Annotated in this window: 21 protein-coding genes and 1 pseudogene; 6 read left to right on the top strand and 16 right to left on the bottom strand. The window is 54.0% G+C overall.

The features are described 5' to 3' along the window. The first annotated feature begins 59 nt into the window (after nucleotides 1–59). Together RT613_RS10780 and RT613_RS10775 are read left to right on the top strand one after the other, a co-directional pair. Nucleotides 60–647, top strand: a complete 588-nt coding sequence (locus RT613_RS10780) for a DUF1214 domain-containing protein (RefSeq protein WP_313615229.1) — start codon at nucleotides 60–62, stop codon at nucleotides 645–647. Further along, a complete protein-coding gene (locus RT613_RS10775) occupies nucleotides 640–1,188 on the top strand; it encodes a DUF1254 domain-containing protein (protein WP_313615227.1) in 549 nt (182 codons plus the stop codon). The genes RT613_RS10780 and RT613_RS10775 overlap by 8 nt, the downstream gene beginning before the upstream one ends. Before the next feature lie 57 nt (nucleotides 1,189–1,245). Here RT613_RS10775 and RT613_RS10770 read toward each other — a convergent pair whose 3' ends face one another. Continuing rightward, complete coding sequence (locus tag RT613_RS10770) at nucleotides 1,246–1,452, bottom strand: hypothetical protein (RefSeq protein WP_313615225.1); 207 nt, start codon at nucleotides 1,450–1,452, stop codon at nucleotides 1,246–1,248. A 724-nt stretch (nucleotides 1,453–2,176) separates the two neighbouring features. Between RT613_RS10770 and RT613_RS10765 the strand changes: the two genes are divergently transcribed. Next, the gene (locus RT613_RS10765; protein ID WP_313615223.1) at nucleotides 2,177–3,133 is read left to right on the top strand and encodes a DUF2336 domain-containing protein; all 957 of its coding nucleotides are present in this window, start codon (nucleotides 2,177–2,179) and stop codon (nucleotides 3,131–3,133) included. 18 nt (nucleotides 3,134–3,151) lie between these two features. Here the strand turns inward: RT613_RS10765 and RT613_RS10760 are convergent, their stop codons facing one another. The 3 genes from RT613_RS10760 to RT613_RS10750 are packed head-to-tail and all read right to left on the bottom strand — an operon-like array spanning nucleotide 3,152 to nucleotide 5,975. Then, on the bottom strand, nucleotides 3,152–3,502 hold the full coding sequence (locus tag RT613_RS10760) for a DUF1491 family protein (protein WP_313615221.1): 351 nt from the start codon (nucleotides 3,500–3,502) through the stop codon (nucleotides 3,152–3,154). Nucleotides 3,503–3,538: 36 nt separating this feature from the next. Further along, entirely contained in the window at nucleotides 3,539–4,474 is a 936-nt protein-coding gene (locus RT613_RS10755; RefSeq protein ID WP_313615220.1) for a peptidoglycan-binding domain-containing protein, read from the bottom strand. Further along, complete coding sequence (locus tag RT613_RS10750; RefSeq protein WP_313615318.1) at nucleotides 4,446–5,975, bottom strand: HAMP domain-containing sensor histidine kinase; 1,530 nt, start codon at nucleotides 5,973–5,975, stop codon at nucleotides 4,446–4,448. Before RT613_RS10750 ends, RT613_RS10755 begins: the two co-directional genes overlap by 29 nt. Before the next feature lie 509 nt (nucleotides 5,976–6,484). On the opposite strand from RT613_RS10750, the gene RT613_RS10745 reads away from it, so the two are divergent. Both RT613_RS10745 and RT613_RS10740 read left to right on the top strand, forming a co-directional pair. After that, the gene (locus tag RT613_RS10745) at nucleotides 6,485–6,895 is read left to right on the top strand and encodes a DUF5330 domain-containing protein (RefSeq protein ID WP_313615219.1); all 411 of its coding nucleotides are present in this window, start codon (nucleotides 6,485–6,487) and stop codon (nucleotides 6,893–6,895) included. A 237-nt stretch (nucleotides 6,896–7,132) separates the two neighbouring features. Next, on the top strand, nucleotides 7,133–7,549 hold the full coding sequence (locus RT613_RS10740; protein WP_313615316.1) for a SufE family protein: 417 nt from the start codon (nucleotides 7,133–7,135) through the stop codon (nucleotides 7,547–7,549). Nucleotides 7,550–7,661: 112 nt separating this feature from the next. Here the strand turns inward: RT613_RS10740 and RT613_RS10735 are convergent, their stop codons facing one another. The 9 genes from RT613_RS10735 to RT613_RS10695 form a co-directional block, all read right to left on the bottom strand. Next, nucleotides 7,662–8,078, bottom strand: coding sequence for a helix-turn-helix domain-containing protein (locus tag RT613_RS10735; protein WP_313615217.1), 417 nt, complete (start codon nucleotides 8,076–8,078; stop codon nucleotides 7,662–7,664). A 366-nt stretch (nucleotides 8,079–8,444) separates the two neighbouring features. Further along, nucleotides 8,445–8,873 carry a MucR family transcriptional regulator gene (locus RT613_RS10730; RefSeq protein ID WP_313615215.1) on the bottom strand — a complete coding sequence of 143 codons (429 nt, stop codon included), beginning with the start codon at nucleotides 8,871–8,873 and terminating at the stop codon, nucleotides 8,445–8,447. 407 nt (nucleotides 8,874–9,280) lie between these two features. Then, complete coding sequence (gene mnhG, locus RT613_RS10725; RefSeq protein WP_313615213.1) at nucleotides 9,281–9,619, bottom strand: monovalent cation/H(+) antiporter subunit G; 339 nt, start codon at nucleotides 9,617–9,619, stop codon at nucleotides 9,281–9,283. Next, nucleotides 9,616–9,975 carry a cation:proton antiporter gene (locus tag RT613_RS10720; protein WP_313615211.1) on the bottom strand — a complete coding sequence of 120 codons (360 nt, stop codon included), beginning with the start codon at nucleotides 9,973–9,975 and terminating at the stop codon, nucleotides 9,616–9,618. Before RT613_RS10720 ends, mnhG begins: the two co-directional genes overlap by 4 nt. After that, nucleotides 9,972–10,445 (bottom strand): Na+/H+ antiporter subunit E, encoded by a 474-nt coding sequence (locus RT613_RS10715; protein WP_313615209.1) that lies wholly within the window; start codon nucleotides 10,443–10,445, stop codon nucleotides 9,972–9,974. The genes RT613_RS10720 and RT613_RS10715 overlap by 4 nt, the downstream gene beginning before the upstream one ends. Beyond that, a complete protein-coding gene (locus RT613_RS10710) occupies nucleotides 10,442–12,019 on the bottom strand; it encodes a Na+/H+ antiporter subunit D (protein ID WP_313615208.1) in 1,578 nt (525 codons plus the stop codon). The genes RT613_RS10715 and RT613_RS10710 overlap by 4 nt, the downstream gene beginning before the upstream one ends. A 22-nt stretch (nucleotides 12,020–12,041) precedes the next feature. Next, on the bottom strand, nucleotides 12,042–12,419 hold the full coding sequence (locus RT613_RS10705) for a Na+/H+ antiporter subunit C (protein ID WP_313615206.1): 378 nt from the start codon (nucleotides 12,417–12,419) through the stop codon (nucleotides 12,042–12,044). Further along, complete coding sequence (locus RT613_RS10700) at nucleotides 12,419–12,838, bottom strand: Na+/H+ antiporter subunit B (RefSeq protein ID WP_313615205.1); 420 nt, start codon at nucleotides 12,836–12,838, stop codon at nucleotides 12,419–12,421. The genes RT613_RS10705 and RT613_RS10700 overlap by 1 nt, the downstream gene beginning before the upstream one ends. After that, on the bottom strand, nucleotides 12,835–15,204 hold the full coding sequence (locus RT613_RS10695; RefSeq protein WP_313615203.1) for a putative monovalent cation/H+ antiporter subunit A: 2,370 nt from the start codon (nucleotides 15,202–15,204) through the stop codon (nucleotides 12,835–12,837). The genes RT613_RS10700 and RT613_RS10695 overlap by 4 nt, the downstream gene beginning before the upstream one ends. A 199-nt stretch (nucleotides 15,205–15,403) precedes the next feature. Between RT613_RS10695 and msrB the strand changes: the two genes are divergently transcribed. Continuing rightward, nucleotides 15,404–15,811 (top strand): peptide-methionine (R)-S-oxide reductase MsrB, encoded by a 408-nt coding sequence (gene msrB / locus RT613_RS10690; RefSeq protein WP_313615201.1) that lies wholly within the window; start codon nucleotides 15,404–15,406, stop codon nucleotides 15,809–15,811. Nucleotides 15,812–15,923: 112 nt separating this feature from the next. Here msrB and RT613_RS10685 read toward each other — a convergent pair whose 3' ends face one another. The 3 genes and pseudogenes from RT613_RS10685 to RT613_RS10675 all read right to left on the bottom strand — a co-directional run. Further along, nucleotides 15,924–16,502, bottom strand: a complete 579-nt coding sequence (locus RT613_RS10685; protein WP_313615199.1) for a histidine phosphatase family protein — start codon at nucleotides 16,500–16,502, stop codon at nucleotides 15,924–15,926. Further along, nucleotides 16,499–17,011, bottom strand: a complete 513-nt coding sequence (locus RT613_RS10680) for an N-acetyltransferase family protein (RefSeq protein ID WP_313615197.1) — start codon at nucleotides 17,009–17,011, stop codon at nucleotides 16,499–16,501. The genes RT613_RS10685 and RT613_RS10680 overlap by 4 nt, the downstream gene beginning before the upstream one ends. A 46-nt stretch (nucleotides 17,012–17,057) precedes the next feature. Then, nucleotides 17,058–17,200, bottom strand: a pseudogene (locus tag RT613_RS10675) (hemolysin III family protein); the annotation flags it as partial.

The raw sequence follows: 17,200 nt of genomic DNA, 5'->3' as shown, positions 1-17,200 counted from the left end.
CAGGATTGTTGCTTAATCTGCGGTTGACCAAGGCGCCGTTTGGAACAGGAAATATTCAAGTGCTAAGGGTTCCCTTTCTAGTCGCCATCATGCTGGTCATCGCCTTTGGCGGCGGCATTTTTTCGACGTTGGCGGCTCTGGAAGCGACCTCGGGTTTCGGGTCCATTCGCATCGGCCAGTGGGATGCCTTTCCGGAAGCACAGACGGTCAACGCCGACCCCTATGCAAAATCGCACCGCGCGGATGCTGGCAAGCTGCTTTATGGCACGGCCGAAGGGTTGACCTTTACAGCAACCGTCGACAATCAGGGCAACCGGCTGAACGGCACCTGCCGTTACCGCATTGAAGGCGTGACCCCTCCTGCCCGGTTCTGGACACTTTATGCCGCCGACATGCAGGGCAACCTTCTGGATGATGGCAACGGACGGCCAACCGCGCTCAACTCGCGCACATTGCTGCGTGGTGCAGAGGGTGACATCGACATATCAGTCGCCTCCATCGCCCATACCTTCAACTGGCTGGCCGTGCCGGCCAATGGCGAATTCAAGCTGGTACTGACACTTCTCGACACACCGGTTGCAGGAAGTTCCGGCCTGATCGACCTGACCATGCCCCACATCATTCGTACGGGGTGTGGCAATGCTTAGGGTTCTACTGGCAATTTTTACCGGCTTGATTGGCGCAGCCTTGCTGCATCTGATCATCGTTCTGGCCGTTCCGCATTTCAGTAATCATGATGCCTATACGCGCTCGCTTGCCGAAGGTGGACCGGACACGTTTCATTTACTGAAGGACACACGCGACCAGGCCGAACTTGGTAGCGGTGATCCCTTCATGCGGGTGGCCGTTTGTACCTTCAACATTGAAGACATGCCGCTCAGGCTCACCGCATTTGGCAATGTGCCCTTCTGGTCGATTGCCATTTACGACAGCGCGTCGAACGAGGTGTTCAGCATGAATGACAGGACATCGGCCGAAGGCGTGATGGACATTCTGGTGGCAACCCCGGTGCAGCTTGCGACGATTCGCAAGTCGCAGCCATCGGCGCTCGCACAGGCAATCCTGACATCGTCGGTTCAGACTGAGGGATATGCGGTTTTGAGAACTATGACACCGCAGGCCAGCTTCATTCAGGAAGCGGAGACATTTCTCGATCAGGCGAAATGTGAGCCATTTCAATGGCAGTGAAGGCGTCCAAAGGGCGTCATTCCCTTTTCGCATCTGCCGAAAAAGCCTTGATGGCTTTCAGGATTTAACGACTTTTCCAGACTGGGCGCGACTGCGATTGGCAGTCTTTGGTGCCGGTGTTTCCGGTTCGGCCTGGCGACGCTCATATCTGACGCCAGTGAAAAACAGGATTTGTGCCGGACCGACCGGTGTAGTGCTGTTTCTGCTTTTTGTTCCCTGGGAAGAACGATCATACATGATGCCCAGTTTGATAATCTCTGCCATGCTCCTCTCCTTTGCTGCATCTGTTCATTGCGACACTCGCACCCTCATGGGTACATGAGTCAACATTATGAAGAAGGCAGAACGGTAAGGCCCATCATCTCTATTCAGGCCGATACCTTTGGGGCACCTTTTACACAATGTATTCGAACCACTGCATAGTATGCGATCAAGCCACATTATGGTTAACGGATAGTTAATGCTAATTTGGCAATTGCTACGACACTATCCACAGGCCGACCCCTGAAAAATGATGGTTGATCAACAATAGTTCATTAATATTACAACCAGTGTAAATCATTTAAGCAACCCAAGATTTAAGAACTTTACATCATTGGAATGAAACGACTTTTTCTGCCACGTCTCTCGCATCCCCCCAAAACTTGGGTGAAAAATCCGTTTATCAGCGTTTGACGGAATAAGGTTGAGTGTTCTCTATAGCATTCAGCCGTCATGATGACGGTCAGGGCCCGCATTTCATGGCGAAAACCATGGTGCGGGTTCCGCTTTTTCAGAGATCGGAGCGCCGTTTTCCCGATCTCGCCTCCCTCGATTTACCGACTTTTTCCACATTGTCATTCAGCACAGTGAAAAACTTGCGCGCACCCGTCCATAGTTAACAGGACGTCAACGGATTTGTTCTAAATCTACACAATATTGCGTTTGCGTAAGTTGTATTGGGTGCGCTTTGAACGACCGGTTTCGAGAACTTGAGAGGCCCACGGCCATGAGGAAGAAAGATGTCGTGCTGATGGCTACGGTCACGAGCTTTGAAACACTTGCTCATCCGTCGAAATCTGAACTGCGCCAGTTTGCCGAACTTTTTCTGCCGCTGTTTTCGGCCTCGACCGATGAAGCCAGACGGCAGGCGATTGCCGCGCTTTCCCAACATCCGGACATTCCGCCGCCGGTTGCATTTTTTATCGCAAGCCAGCCGATTTCACTGTCAGCACCGTTCCTGATTTCATCAAAAGCACTTGATGACGAAACGCTGATCACCATTGCCCGCACACAAGGTCGCGCCCATGCACGTGCCATCGTGCGCCGCGAGGCACTGTCTCCAACTGTAATCGATGCGCTTGTTGGCATTGGCCACGCGCAATCGGCATCAATGCCAGCGACAAGCGCGAAGGCCGCTGACGTACCGGTGACACGCCAAGAGCCTGCCCCTGCCGTGGAACCAGTCTCCATTCCGGCCGAAATCACCGAAGTGCCGGTGAACCGCCAGCTTCGCGAAGAAGAGCTTCGCCAGCAGATCAAGACCATGGCACGACAGGTCAGCCGTCCGGCAGACGATGTGCTTGGCCTTCGCCGTTTGAGCGATATCCAGGAAGCACTGCTGGTCCGCTTTGCCCGCGAACGCGACGCAAGGCAGTTTTCAGCAGCATTGGCCAATTCGCTTTCTGCAAGCCACTGGCTTGCAGAGCGTGTCATGCTTGATATCTCCGGGGTGCAACTGGCAACCACCCTCAAGGGGCTGGGCATGGGCATGCAGGACGCAACATTTGTGCTTCAGGGATTCTATCCGCATCTCGGTCGCAAAACCGGCGATCTCAGCAGAGCCGAAGCGATATTACACACGCTGGATGCCGTGGCCTGCGAACAGCGCATTGAAAGCTGGCGTCGGGCCGATAGTTATACATTCCAGCCCAAGGACAGCGATCAGCAAAGGCGGTTCGGCTAAGACCCGCCGCTGGCGCTATCAGGCCTCGTCACCGACGATGGTGATGAGATCAGCAACCTTGTCCGTTTCAATCTCTACCAGCCATAGATCGCGATCGAAACGGCTTTCCTTCTCGATGATGGCGGCGACATCAGCGGCCTCTTGGCGCTCCATACGCACCTCAAAACACCGGCCGTTATCACTGTCATCATCACTGGAAAAGATTTGCGGGGCTGGTCCGTAAAGGGTTTCGAGACCATCGCGAAACCGCTGGCGAATGAAGATTGCACCGGCCTCATCCGCGCCGCGTTTTTCAACGGCGGCGAAATCGCCATTGGCAAAAACCCGGCGGACCAGTGCCGCAACAAAAATATCCGATTTCAGCCGCATTGACGATTTCCCGGGTGAAGCAACAGGCACGCCTTATTACAGGGCGCCAATATCCTTCAGCTTTTTCAAAACCGCATCACTGGGTTCGCCCGTCTCAGGCAAGCGGTAATGCTTCTCGAAGTGGCGGATTGCTGTGCGCGTCTGCTGACCCAGCATGCCATCCACGGTGACATTGGCATAGGCAATGTTCACCAATCCCTGCTGAATTTTGGCGACGAGTTCATTGTTGACCGGCTTGACGGCCGCATTCTGCGCCTGTGCGGCGGCGGGAGATGCCTTGACGTTTTCCGACTTGCGAATGGCGGCGGCAACCGGATCGATTGCCACACCCTGATTGCCGGCGTTGTCGCTAGGGCGATCCCTTGGAATTGCCGATACGGTCGAGCCATCAATTTTCAGCGCCGCCAGAACCCGGGTGGTCGGTTCGCCGGTTTGCTCCATGCCAACCGTTTCTTCAAAAAACAGGATGGCGGCTGTGGTCCGCGGACCAACCTTGCCATCCGCCTTGCCATCATAAAGGCCACGACGGGAGAGTTCCTGCTGAATCTCGGCCACCACTTGCGACGGGATTTGTGACGGCTGACCATCAGAGACCGGCGCTGCGGCCTGCTGCGGCTGGTCGCCAACCGGTTGATCCGTCGCTTCGCCCGGTGCGCGTTCGATGCGAAATGTCGTTACATCCCCTGTGGCATCCAGCGGCTGTGCCACGCGGTAACCGGCGATGCCGTTGGGATTGACCTCGTCACGGGTTCTCAAAAACGGCGATGGATGCACGCCCGGCTGATACCATAGGGCATTGGCGGACACGAAACCAAAGACAATCGTAAAGACGGCAACACCTGCGATAAGGCGCGGGTGCTGGCCGAGCTGATATCCCACCTGGCGCCCCATAGCGCCAACAGCCAGAGAAACGATGCCCGGCTCACGGCGGACAGGTTTCTTCTCAGGCGATTTTCGCTTTCGCGGTGCCATTCACATGTCCCTCTTTCATAACTTCCACAGAAGCGATCTTCCGAAGACGTGGCGGAAATTCGACCATACGCTCCGTTTCATCGTTCTGTGCACAGCCAATTGCACCCGATCCGTCAATTGGCAATGTAACCGTTACAATTGTTCCTTCACCGGGGCGGCTGGCAATGGCGAAACGACCGCCATGAAGCCCGACCAGTCCCTTGACCAGTGAAAGACCAAGCCCCGTGCCCTCATAGCGACGGGTATATTCGTTCTGAACCTGCATGAAAGGCTGGCCCAGCAGATCAATCTTGTCGGCGGCAATACCGATACCGGTATCGCTGACCGAGATTTTCAGCAGGTTGCCGTCACGCGCTGCGTCCATGCTGACAACACCACCGGCGTCGGTGAACTTGAGTGCGTTGCCAGCAAGGTTGATCAAGACCTGCTGGATGGCGCGCTGATCGGCAACCACTTCGCCGAGATCGCGCTGCACGCGGCTCGTCAAGGTCACGCCCTTTTCTTTCGCCTGCAGGCCAAGCATGGCTTCGCAGGTGGAAATCGATTCGCTGATGTTGAATGGTTCCATCAACAGTTCGTAGCGACCGGCTTCCAGCTTGCTCATATCCAGCATGGTGTTGACCACCGACAGGAGATGCGCGCCGGACTGGCGGATAAGCGCAACATATTCGCGCTGACGATCATTTTCGAACTTGCCGAAATATTCACCGGCCAGAATGTCCGAGAAACCAAGCACGGCATTGAGCGGCGTGCGCAGCTCATGGCTGACAGCGGCCAGAAAACGCGACTTGGCATCATTGGCCGATTCGGCTTCGGCCACCTTGCGCGCAACTTCGCCACGAAGGGCTTCCTTTTCCGAGATATCACGCAATTGTCCGACCACGCGGAAGAGATCGCCATTGGCTTCACGAATGGCTGTCATATCCATGCGGGTATGCAGGAACTGATCCGCGGCCCGACCCAGCGCTGGCTGCTCGAAACGCAGTTCCACACAGGACTGGTCAGCCCCCTGACGCAGGAAATCCAGCGCCTGCGCAAATGCGATGCGATCGGTCACATGAATGCGTTCTGCAAAGATCTGTCCGGCGCAATCCTTGATGCTTTTGGGGAAACTGTCGATGTCGCGACCTGCAACATGCTGGACAGTGCCCTGCTCATCAAAAAAGATAACCGTACCAGGCATATAGGCCGCAAAGGCTTCCGGCTTGACCGACTGATTTGCAATGTCTGTGGTGACCGAGACTGGGCGGCGCAGGCCAAGGTAGAATGCGGTAACGATGAGGAAACTGGCGAGCACGATTGCGGCACCTGCAGGCAACGCAATTGCCGGGCTTGCAAACAGGCTCATGATGGTTGGCACAACAAAGAGTGCGAACAGGCCGAATGCCATGAACCGGCGCAATACCGGCACTCTGGCGGTCCGCTGCACGGCATCTTCCTCCATGCGCGCAAGCCACGTGCTTGCGACATGATCAATGCCTGCAACCGCTCTTTCAGCAATGTTACTCAATACCTGCACACCAAAACCCTAAAACGGTCTTCTTGAGGCCGGAGAATAGGTCTTGCCACTTAAAGAAACGATAAAGACGCATGCTGGATAGGGCGTCAAAAGGGCGGAAAATCTCATTTCGGAACATTTCACAGCGACTTTGCCAATCATGGTTAATGACGGGTAAGCGACGGATTTTGCTCAATTTTCCAAATTCTGTTAATCTTTGTGGCAAACAGAACCCAAGGTTTGTCGCGCATCTGGCGCGCGCTGCCGCAATTATGCTTAACATGATCGCTTAAATCCCACCCAATTGCCTGGTGCCCAGTGCCGAAAAAGGAAAAAAGATAAAATTTGAATCAAATTTGATGAAAATACCGCCGGAAATTTCAAACGGCTGTTGGTCTGTTGTGTGTAGGTTTTGCTCAAGCCCGGAAAACAGGGCAACCGCAAACGGTGTAATGCCTGCTGCAAAACAAGGCAGCCTTTAAAGGGCGGCCAACAAACAGGGTAGTTGGACAATGTGGTTTCTTATTAAAGGAACATTCTGGTTTTCGCTGGTGCTGGTGGCCTTATCCTATTTTGGCGCCGCGCAGAACGAATCGCAGACCTCGACACCGATGAATGTCGCAGGTGCGGTGAGCGCTGCCAATGAAGCCTACCGTTATGTCAGCGCCATCTGCATCGAAAAACCTGATGTCTGTGCACAGGGTGCCGAGACCTTCCACGCTCTGGCCGGTCGTGCCCGTGACGGTGCCAAGGTCGCCTATGAATTCCTCGACACACAGATTGGCGTGACCGAAGACAAGACCACTGCTGAACTGACAACCGCCTCTACCGGGACCCCTAACATCACGGTTGAATTTCCACAGAACGCCGAAAAGACAGCCGCTCCCTTTGTGCCGGTTCCGCAAAAGCGCCCTGCCCTTTGAGATCATCTGATCTCGCCGTTGCCTACGCCTTTTGAAATTCCTGCCGGAGACGATCTGCCGACATCCACCCCTTGCGACTGGTTGATTGCCATCACCTGCCGCCAGACTGCCTGAACTGGACTGAAATTTGGTCACGCCCTGCACGGTGCCAATCCGGCAGGGCTTTTTCTTTGCATGACGGTTCAAATCATTCCGGTTTTGGCCTATATGGCCGGAGACAGTTAAATGGGTAAAATAATGACCTCTCTCGACAAGATCATGGATGACTTCGCCTTTCTCGATGATTGGGAGGATCGTTATCGTTACGTCATCGAGCTGGGCAAGGAGCTGCCTGATCTCGCCGAAGAGCACAAGAATGCCCAGAACAAGGTTCAGGGCTGCGCCAGCCAGGTTTGGCTGGTGACGCATGCGGCCAGCGACAAAGACCCTGTCATGACCTTTGAGGGCGATTCCGATGCCCATATCGTGCGTGGCCTCGTTGCCATCGTCATGGCCGTCTATTCCGGCAAACATGCCTCCGAGATTACGCAATTGGACGCCATCCAGGTTTTCGACAAGATCGGCCTTGTCGAGCACCTGTCGTCGCAGCGCGCAAACGGTCTACGCTCGATGATCAACCGTATCCGCGAAGAAGCCCGCCTGCGGCTGCAATAGACATGTCATCAACGGCATAGTGTTGATGTGCGGCAGTGCAGAGGCGCTTCAGCCGCACGTATTTGCCTTCTGTGCGACCTGCTGCGTGCCGGTCGACAACACTGCACCTGAATTAATCGTTGATAGCACTTTCCATCTTGCCGAACACCGAGGCTGTGATGCGTTCCAGCACGGATACAAATTCATCAAATCCAGGGTCATCGCGCCGATCCTCGACGACATTGCAGGCATAACCGACGGTCGTCCTGTCCTTGCCGAAGGATATGCCGATATCGCTCAGCGAGATCCCAAGCGCCACGTGGCAGACATACATGGCAATCTGCCTGATGTGGCAAACCGATCGACGCCGATCACGGCGAACCAGCGTACGCTCGCCTGCAAACGCCACCATTTCGCTCGTTAGCTGCCGGACAATGCGGCAAACATGCCGTGTCGACATGGGCATTCCGCCGCACATGACAATCAGTGCGGCGTCCGTTTTCTTGCGTTGTTGCGGCTGGATGTCTGCCCGTCTCGTATCCCCTGGCATGAATGAACTCCCTTCACTTATAGGAATTTATTCATTATATCCATGCCATGCAAGGGGGGATTAGCACGCGTTTTTTGGTGACAACTGATGCCTACGCACCAAGATATCAGCGTTCAAAACCAGAGTTATTTCGAATACCGCAATAATTTCAATACACTAATTAACCTCCAACACTTAACGTCTAGCGTAGCTATGGACTAGCGATTGATTTGGCAATGAATTTAATGTGATTTTTTTCCTTTAAATTCACAGAAAAACGCGCAAAAGAAAACCGGCCTCACGGGCCGGTCATCATAACTGCCATTTCTTTGTCCCTTTGCCGCACTCGTCGCAAGACAACTGATGACATCAGGGACGGGAACGCGATTAGCGCGACGACTTGCGACGCTGACCGAGACCCATTTCCTTGGCGAGGCGCGAGCGTGCTTCGGCATAGGCCGGGGCGACCATCGGATAATCGACCGGCAGTTCCCACTTCTCGCGGTAGTCTTCCGGGGTCATGTTGTGATGCGTTGTCAGGTGGCGTTTCAGAGACTTGAAGGAACCGCCGCATTCGAGGCAGATGATTTGATCGTCCTGAACCGACTTTCTGACAGAGATCGCAGGCTTCTGCTTCTCGGCAGCAATGACAGAAGGGGCTGGGGCTGTTGTGCCACTCAAGGCGGAATGCACATCAGAAATGAGGCTTGGCAGTTCTGCAACCGGAACAACATGATTGCTGACATAGGCGGCAACAATGTCGGCGGTCAGTTCAACCAGCAGATCATGTGCACTACCGTATGCGGTTTCAGTCATATAAGTATCTCCTATCAATTCGTTCCGGTACGGCAATGTTTGATACCACCCTGACATGCTGATGGGCATGTCTAGAAGCCATCCCCCAACGGCTTCCAGCAGACAAAACAAACATCGTCTGACTCCGCGCTCCGACTGCGCACATGCGGTCCCCCTCCACGAAAAGAGGGCAACACCGTGTAATCAAAACAACTACACAAACAGGTTACGCAGCAGGAAAACCAGCATCAGAAACTTAATGGGAAATCGAATAACATCGTTTCAAAAAAAGTCCAATTATTATTTATACTAATTTAAGCTACTGATTTCTTATAATTTACGTTTTTCTCACAAAAATTCTATGATCAGAATACTCATTCTTCTGCTTCGCGAAGATATAGCTGAAAAACAAAATAATATTCAGTTTTTCAACTTTCAGTTTTCTTCAATTCATCAGTAACGGACAAGTCACAGAGCTTATAACCTGCAATGTGCGCCGCTCTGGCAAGCAAATGCGCGGATAGAGGTGCGGTCAAGATAAAGAAAAAGAAGCCGGCAATAGTTCGCGCGAAAATTGAAATGTCGGCAGAATGGATTCCGACGGCCAGTAATAACAAGCCAGAACCAATTGTACCCGCCTTTGATGCAGCATGCATGCGCGTATAAAGGTCCGGGAACCGGTTTATACCGATGGCCGCGATCAGAGCGAACAACGCGCCAGAGATCATCATAAACGCGGTTATAAGCGCAATCACCATCTCCATCATTTCTTCCTCTTCGCGGCTTTTGTATGCGCCCGCTTTTCGGTGCGTTTGCCGGGCCTAGCTGCAGTGGTGGATTTTTGTGATGCGCGCGACAGGACAAACCGGGCGAAGGCAACGGTGGCCAGAAAACCGACAAGGCCAAGCGCAATCGCGATATCGATATAAAGAGTAAAACCCGTCTTGATGGCAATCACAGCGATGAAGCCGATCACAATGCCCACAAGCATATCCAGCGCGATGATACGGTCAGGAAGCGATGGACCCTTGATAACGCGATAAACTGTCAGCAGGAAGGAAAGAGACAGAACGACCAAGGCAATGACGGTTGCCCAGGACACGACCAGAGATGCCGCACTCATTGAAACGCCTCCATGATCTTGCGCTCAAAACCATTGGCAATGTCGTGTTTGGTGGCTTCTATGTCAGTGCAGTCAACGGCGTGTACATAGAGGAACCTGCGGTCATCAGAAACATCTACTGACAGCGTTCCAGGGGTCAAGGTAATGAGGTTGGCAAGCAGGGTGATTTGGAAGTCGCTGGTGACTGTCAGCGGAAAGGCAAAAATTCCCGGTTGCACATTCATACGCGGCTTGACGACCATGACTGCCACATTCCACGCTGACAACATCAGTTCTTTGAAGAACAGGCAGACCAGCGAGGCAATACGGCCAATCCTGATCCAATAAATGCGCCCACCGACCTGATCGCGGATCAACCAAAGCGCAAAAGCTGACAGCAGGAAACCAAAGGCAATATTGAGTATAGTCGCACTGCCTGTGATCGCCACCCAGACAACAACAAAGAGAACATTGACGATAAGCAGGGTCATCTCAGGCTCCCTTCAGGAAACACGGACCGGATATAGGCAGCCGGGTCGACCAGACCTTCCGCTGCCTGCTGGCTGAGGCGGAAGATGGTTTCCGGCAGAATGCCGCCAACCACAATAATCAGCGCCAGAATGACAATGGCAGATATTGCCGAGGCGGAACTGGCGCCTTGCACAACAGCGACTTGCGCCCCACCTGTTTTCTGAGGTTTGGGACGCCAGAATGCCAGGAGATAAAGGCGGCCAAAGGCCAGAGTGACCAAAAAGCCCGAGACCAGAATGGAGCCAGCCAGCCACCAGGCGTCGATATCGATCGCCGCCTTGACCAACATTGCCTTAGGCCAGAAACCAACAAATGGTGGCAGGCCGGCACCGGCAAAGAATAAAGCCAGTGCCAGACCGGAAAACAATGGCGCCAACTTGTAGAGACCACCAAGCTCGGACAGTGACCAGGTGCCAGCCATGCGGGCAACAATGCCGACCACGAGGTAAAGTGCTGTCATCAACAATACTGACTGGGCAGCGTAAAAGACGGCACCACTGATACCGCCCACCGTACCGATGGCGATACCCGCCATCATGTAACCGATGCCAGAAACCACGATATACCCCATCATGCGGCGGATATCATTCTGCGCCAAAGCACCGAGCGCGCCAAGAACCATGGTCAAAGCGGCAACAATGGCGATGACCAGGCTTAGTTCTTGTCTTTCAACCGGGAACAGCATGACCATGACGCGCAGCAGAGAATAGACGCCGACCTTGGTCAACAGACCGCCAAACAGAGCAGCCACCACGATCTTTGGTGTATGATAGGAAGCAGGCAGCCAGAAGTTGACCGGAAAGGCCGCTGACTTCATCGCAAAGGCGAGCGTAAACAGGCAGGCCAGCGTCATCATCGGCGCTGTACCGCGCATCTCTCCAGCCTTCAACACGATATCGGCCATATTGAGTGTGCCGAAGATGGCATAGAGGTAACCGACCGTAATCAGGAACAGCGTTGTGCCAATGAGGTTGAGCACAGCGTATTTTAATGCACCGTCGATCTGCTCTCTTTCCGATCCCAGCACAAGCAGGCCAAATGACGAGATCAGCAAGACTTCGAACCAGACATAGAGGTTGAAGATGTCACCGGTCAGGAAGGCACCGGACACACCGGCCATCAACAACATCAGGAAGGGGTAAAAACCGTAACGTTTGCGGTTTTCATCAATATCCGACAGGGAATGGAGGCCACAGGCAAGTGCCGACAGCGCTGCCGCAAAGGCAAGCAACACACCGGTCAGATCTGCGGTAAACGCAATGCCGAACGGCGGCAGCCAACGCCCCATGACCATGGTGAATGGGCCTTCTGTTGCGACCTTCCATAACAATGCCGCATCCACGGCAACAAGCAAGACAAGTCCCGTCAGCGCGATGCGGGCATGCAGCCATGTGGAATGACGTACCATCATCAGGATTGCACCGAAGACGATACACACCGCAAAAGGCAGAACGATCAGCCACTCGGACGCAGCCACGGGCTGCATGATCATGGCGGCGGTGTAATCTGGCGTAATAGAGGAAGGAGCGGCCATTTGTTCTTTCTATACGGAAACGTCAGTAGCCAAGCGGTGGCAACGGTTCGTTGGCAGGTTCGGCAGTGCGCATTTCATCCGTGTCATCGGTTTTCAGTTCCTGAAATGCGCGCCAAGTCAGCACCAGCAGAAAGCAAAAAAACGAAAAGGAGATCACGATGGCCGTCAGGATCAGCGCCTGCGGCAGTGGATTTGCGGTACCTGCTGGCAGGGTATCCATGCCCGTCCCGATGATCGGCGGGATTTCGCGGGTCAGTCTACCTGAGGTGAACAGCAACAGGTTGACGGCATTGCCCAGCACCGCAACACCCAGCAGAATGCGAATGCTGTAACGCGACAGCATGAGATAGATGGCAACGGAAAAAAAGATGCCGACAACGATCGAAAGAACGGCTTCCATCAGTCACTGTCCCTTTCTTCCAGCGCAAGCGCTATGGAGGTAATGCCTCCCACCACGACAAGATAGACACCGATATCGAACGACATAACGGTAGCCAGCGGCACCTCGACGCCAAACAGGCTTGGATAGATCCAGATCCCGGTCATGAAGGGCACACCGGCGACCATCGAAACGAGACCGGATACCGTCGCCAGCAGTAGGCCTGAACCGGCAATGGCCAGCGGGTGAAAACGAATGGCCCGGCGAACGGCATCAACGCCAAAAGCAATGCCATAAATCGCCAAAGCGGAAACGGCGATCAGGCCACCGATAAAACCGCCCCCCGGCTCGTTGTGACCACGCAACAATACGAAGATCGAAAACAGCGCCATGAGGCTGGTTATGACAGGCGCAATGGTGCGCAGGATGATGGTGTTCATGCACGCTTTTCCTTAGGCCCCTGATCCTCATCCAACGGGTGAATACGTACCCCTGCCCGCAGCCGGATCAGCGCCAGAATGGCAAGGCCAGTAATCATCACGACAGAGATTTCGCCCAGCGTATCCGTGCCACGGAAATCCACAATGATGACGTTGACCACGTTGGCGCCGTGGGCAATGACCTTGGACCACTGATTGAAGAAGTCGGTAAGACTATTGTTGAACGGCAATTGCGTAGACTTGAGCAGCATAAGTGCGAAGCCTGTGCCGCAGGCAATGGCAATGGTACCGTCGAGAATGACCTGCCCAAAAGAACGATGATCAGCTGCCGACAGTCGCAACCGGGTCATGACCAATGTCAGAATGACCACGGACAGGGTTTCGACCATGAACTGGGTAAAGGACAGATCAGGGGCGCCAAACAACAAGAACAAAACAGCGACTGAAAACCCCTGAATGCCAAGCGCGACAATAGCATTAAGGCGTGTCCTGGACATCAGGATGGCCACCAACCCGAGCAAGGCAATGACGATAAAGGTCAACTCATGGAAAAGAATGTCCTGCGGCCAGGAGGGCATGTCAGGCAATTCGCCATAAGCGAACAAGGGAACGAGCAGCGCAAAGGCCAGAACGGCAAAGGTTGCGGTGACGTAAAACTCCATACGCCCCGGCTGAATGAACCGCGTGATGTGAAACGCCAATTTAACCAGAAGGGCGACGAAACAATCAAACCACTTGTCAGGACCGCCACCGATGGCATTGAGCGACGAAGCGATCAATGTCCGCAGTTTTGCCAGGCTTACATAAGCCGCTATGCCCAGCACCACAGTCAGCAGCGATAGCGCCAGCGGCACACCAATATGTGGAACAAGCGATATTTCAACCGCCCTTGCCTCTCCGGCAACAGCACTTGTCATAGGTGTCGACAGGAAATTATGCGCAATGCCGGAAAAAAGCGCCAGCAGAAGTCCGAGAACCGCCAGAACAACCGGTCCGAGCCACAATAAAACCGGCCCCTCATGTGCATGTTTCGGTGTTTTGACCGGTTTTCCGAGGAAAGGTTTCAGCGCCACGGCAAAGGCAATGGCGAACATCAATGCATTGCCAATGATTGCGACGGACACGAACAGCACCGAACGCGGATCATTGTGCGCCATCGCATAATAGATTTCTTCCTTGGCCAGGAAACCAAACATCGGCGGCAGGCCACCCATGGAAATGGCTGAAATCAGTGCCGCTGCAAAGGTAATCGGCATGGCCTTGCGTAAACCGCCGAGCTTGGTCACGTCGCGGGTACCCGCTTCGTGGTCAATAATACCGGCGACCATGAACAGCGCGCCCTTAAACAACGAATGTGCGATAAGATAAAGCACCGCAGCCTCTATGGCATGGGGTGACCCAAAGCCGGTCAACATCACCAGGAGCCCCAGCGACGAGACGGTGGTATAGGCCAACATCAGCTTGAGGTCAGTCTGTCGTACAGCAAGAAGCGCACCAACCAGCATGGTTACGCCGCCAAACAACGGCAACAGAATTTCCCAGGCAGGCGTATCGCCGAATACAGGGTTGAGCCGCATCAAGAGATAGACGCCCGCTTTGACCATGGTCGCCGAATGCAGGTAAGCCGACACTGGCGTTGGTGCCTCCATGGCGTTTGGCAACCAGAAATGAAACGGAAACTGCGCGGATTTGGTGAAAGCACCACCGAGCACAAGCGCCAGAGTGACGAGATAAAACGGGCTTGCGCGCACGATATCCCCGCCCTGCACCAGCTCGGAAAGCTGAGTGACACCACTGATGTTCCAGATAAAAATCAGGCCAGCCAACAGCGCCAAACCACCGCCACCGGTGACCAGCAAGGCCTGCAAAGCGGCGCGGCGCGAGGCCTCCCGCTCATGGTCAAAACCAATCAGCAGGAAGGAGGTAATCGAGGTCAGTTCCCAATACACAAACAGCATCAGGAAACTGTCTGATATGACCACACCGAGCATGGCCCCCATGAACAACAGCAGAAAAGACAGGAAGCGGCCCTGTTGCGGGTGACCCTTGAGATAACCGCCAGCGTAACAAACGATCAATGTGCCGATACCCGTAATCAGCAGCGCGAAGGTCAGCGACAGGCCATCGATAAGCCAGGAAAAACTGAGATTGAAGCTTGGCACCCAGACATAACCGCCCGTGATGGCCTCACCTGCGGACACCGCAGGTAAAAACGACGTAAAATGTACAAAGGCAAGAGCCGGAATAATGGCAAGTAACCAGGCCGCATTATGACTGAATCTGCCAACCAGAAACGGCGCAAAAATCGCGCCAGCAAATGGAAGAAACAGCACGATGAATGTCATCAGCGTGACATTTTCAGTCATCAAACCTCCTGCGGATCTAAAAGAATCCCCCTTGAGAAAAGCCCATTCTCAATAGGGGAACAGAGGGCGAGCCTCAACCATTTTCGATAAAAATCGGACTATTCACAGCCTTCTCCACCAAATGCGTAGAACACAGGTCCGTGGGCTTTTTTCTTGACCTAACGCATCTTATCTAAGGGACAACAGAAAGGATCAGACCATGGGCGACATCAAGACACCGAAACTCGTCAAGACAGATGCGGAATGGAAAGAGCAACTGACCCCGGAGCAGTACCACATCCTGAGGGAACACGGCACAGAACGTGCATTTACCGGTCCTTACTGGGACAGTAACGAAAAGGGCCTCTATCGCTGTGCAGCCTGCGACGAGCCGTTGTTTTACTCCGACACCAAATTCGATGCGGGATGCGGTTGGCCCAGCTATTTCGAGCCCGTCAAGGCAGATGCCGTCAGCGAGCATCGCGACACGAAATATGGCATGATCCGCACGGAAATCCGCTGCGCCAACTGTGGCGGACATCTGGGCCACGTATTTCCGGACGGTCCCAAGCCGACAGGATTGCGCTATTGTATAAACGGCCATTCCATGGTGTTTGAGCCGCAATAACAAACAGTATATTTGAAACGATGGCAGGGGGCGAGATCACATTGATCTGCCCATTGTCTCTTGCAGCATTTCCGATGCGTGGAAAGCCTGTGACTATCATCGCCACACTGATCTAAGCTGGCGCGATGGATTTCCAACCGCTGACAACACGTTGTTCTTGGCGAGACCAGGTCCAGTAATGTCCCTGAAATGGCTGGTCATAGGAACGCTCGATTTCGACATTACTTAGTGCACACAACAGCAACGTGCCGACGCCACCATGGGCAACGATGGCAACATCGCCATCGCGCGCTTCAGTTTTTGCAGCAATGTCGTGAAAGGCTCTCAGAATCCGGGCCTGCGCATCCGCAGCCCGCTCCCAGCCTCTTACGCTTTCATTTGGCGCGGAAAAAAAACGATCCGCCACGGCTTCGAATTCATGCGGCGGCAAAAAACCGGTCGCACTGCGATCATTTTCATGCAGCGCATGGAGTACCTGAACAGGCAAACCATGAAAGCCCGCGAGAATACCGGCGGCTTCAATCGCTTTTGTTTCGTCACTGGCCCAGACATCGGTCACACGAGCCATGACAGGTGAGGCTGCAAAAAGCCGAATGCGCGCAATGCCTTTGTCAGACAGGCACCAGCGCGGTACTGGTTTGGCCGGGTCGACGACGACCTCCGGATGGGTGATGAAATGGATGTTGCTCACGTCGGGTCCGCTTCGCCAAGACGCAGTTCCATGCAGGTCAGGTCAAGCCAGCGACCAAACTTGATGCCGACCTGCTCAAACCGGCCGACATGGCGAAAGCCCATTTTTTCATGCAGGCGAATGGACGCGGCGTTTTCCGACTCGATTGCTCCGATCAACACATGCACACCATTGTCTCTGGCGCGCAGGATCAACTCCTGCATCAACGTTTTGCCGGAACCGGTGCCGCGCGCATCTTTGTGCACATAAACCGAATGCTCCATGCTGCGACGGAAACCATCAAACGCACGCCAGTCGCCGTAAGAAGCGTATCCCATGCATTTGCCATCGAGTTCAACGGCCAGAACGGGGTATCCCTTGTCTTTGCGCGCCTTGAACCAGTTCAAACGATTGTCCAGATCAACCACCGCGTCATTCCAGATGGCCGTGGTGTTGAGAACCGCATCATTGTAAATATCCATGATCGCAGGCAGATCTGCTTCCGTTGCGTCACGCACTATCAGTGTCATCGGGTATGTCCATCACATGTAAAAGCCGGAATATGGCTCTTATGTCTCACAGGCCGGTGGCAGGCGAAAGGCTGAAACAGGTCATAACTGCAGAATAATGCACGGCCGCGGCCGCCACCACAAAGCCGTGCCAGATGGCGTTTTGAAAACGCAGTTTTTCCCAGACATGGAAAATCACGCCCAGCGAAT

The organism is Agrobacterium sp. (assembly GCF_032092815.1).
Taxonomy (GTDB): Bacteria; Pseudomonadota; Alphaproteobacteria; order Rhizobiales; family Rhizobiaceae; genus Agrobacterium.
The sequence above is the reverse complement of the archived record's forward strand: the minus strand, read 5'-3'. Positions and strand labels throughout refer to the sequence as shown.